The organism is Streptomyces sp. WZ.A104 (genome assembly GCF_002382885.1).
GTDB lineage: Bacteria > Actinomycetota > Actinomycetes > Streptomycetales > Streptomycetaceae > Streptomyces.
The window spans coordinates 1-1,896 of the sequence record NZ_NWVL01000164.1 but is presented as its reverse complement, the minus strand read 5'-3'; the positions used below and the strand labels follow the sequence as shown (position 1 = coordinate 1,896).

General features: G+C 63.1%; 2 protein-coding genes. Both read left to right on the top strand.

The features are described from left to right. A partial coding sequence (locus CIB93_RS36900; protein WP_096633122.1) for a recombinase family protein occupies positions 1 to 1,319 on the top strand: 1,319 nt, incomplete at its 5' end. A gap of 257 nt (positions 1,320 to 1,576) precedes the next feature. Beyond that, on the top strand, positions 1,577 to 1,896 hold a 320-nt coding region (locus CIB93_RS38380), incomplete at its 3' end, for a hypothetical protein (RefSeq protein WP_179500381.1).

Sequence of the window (1,896 nt, the reverse complement as noted above, 5' to 3'; positions counted from 1 at the left end):
GGGCTGAAAAGAACGGGAAGCGGGTGGCTACCGAGGACGACGGTATCGACCTGAGCACGCCGATGGGGAAGATCCTGTTCAACCTGATCGCCTCGTTCGCGGAAGGCGAGCTGGAAGCGATCAAGGCGCGGGCAAAGTCCTCATACAACCACCTCGTAAAGGAGGGACGCTGGCGTGGCGGGCGCACCCCTTACGGGTATCGAGCGGAAAAGCTGGAAGCCGGTGAGGGGTGGACTCTCGTTCCGGACGACTACGGGACAGACACGGCGACCACACTCCGAGAAATAGTGCGGCGTCTGATCGATGGAGAATCGGCTAACAGTATCGCTCGGTGGCTCAACGAGGATCGAAGCAAGACTCCGACTTCCGCCGATGCGCAGAGAATCCGAAACGGAAAGCCCCCAAAGGGTAGCCGCTGGACTGCGGCCAACACGGCGAAAGTCGTGCGGTCGAGAAACGTACTGGGACAGATGGAGATCACGGAAGAGGTGAACCTACCAAACGGCGAGAAGGGGAAGCGCTCCCGTGTTGTACGGGATGCCGAGGGTAATCCCTTGCAGAGAGCGGTCCCGCTCATCAGCCGGGAGGACTGGGAGTTGGCGAACAAGAAGCTTGACGAGAACACCAGCAAGAAGACTGGAAACCGAGCCGGAGGCTCGCCCCTGCTGCGCGTCGCTTTCTGCACCTGTGGTGAACCACTCTACGCAGCACCGGGCCACAAGTGGCCGCACTACCGATGCGCAAGCCGGACCACGCATAAGGAATGCCCCGAAGGGAGTCGCAGCATCAGCGCCCCCTGGCTGGAGAACGCGGTTGAAGAAGGTTTCTTGCGTGCGGTCGGCCGGGTCGAGATCGTTCGTAAGGTGTTCCGCCCGGGGGTAGACCACACGCGGGAGCTTGCAGAAGTAGAGGCAGCGATTAACGAACTCCTCGAAGAACGGGACGCGGGGCTGTACTCCAGTCCGGCGGCCAAGGAAGATTTCCGCAAGTCGTACAAGCGAATGGATGCTCGCCGCGAACAGCTTCAGGCCATCCCCGTTCGTCCGGACGCTTGGGAAGAGATTCCGACAGGCACGACCTACCGCGAAAGGTGGGCCACTCTCACCACGCCGCAGGAGAAGGGGAAGGAACTCCGGGCGGCAGGCGTGAAGGTGATCGTGCACAAAGAGAAGCTGCCCCCCATGACAGCCGTGCAACTCATGTCCCCCGAAGGGCATGAGGGCATGTGGCAGCATCCGGTCGGACGGGCACAGATTCTCATCCCGATGGACTTCAAGAGGCGCATCCGGAACATGACGGCAGTGCACAGCGAAAGCTAGCGTCCCAGCGGTAGAGCAGGACAGGAAGGCCCCCACCACGGGGGCCTTCCTCTTTGCCTGTAGTACCATGCCCGACCAGGTCGCCGCCGTCACTCCCGACTGCAAGAGACCGAGTCCAGGCCCGAAAGCCTTGGGCGTCCTGTGAAGCGCCGTGCTCGCCGCACGGCCACCCCCGCGAAGAAAGGGAGGCACATGTCCCGCCGTCTGGCGGGGGTCACTGGCGCACCCCTGTGCGCCCACAGGAAGGGACTGCCGCAGTGGGGCGTACCCCGTTTCAGTTCGAAGGCGACTACGCCGCCGTCTCCCAGGACGAGTACAAGCGCCGGGCGCGAGACCCACGCTTCGACAACGCCCACCGCGTCGAGTACGCGGCCATGGGTTGGGCGAACCAGCTCGGGCACGCCGAGTTCCCGCCGGGCGAGCTGAACAAGATCCTCGCGGACAAGGACGGCAGGGTACCGAGCCACAACGCCGTGAACAACCACATCCGCAAGGCGAAGGGGTGGGGGTTCATCGAGGTGGAGTCCAACCGTCGATGCCTTGTGCTGCCGATGTACCACTTCCAGAAGGGCATCGG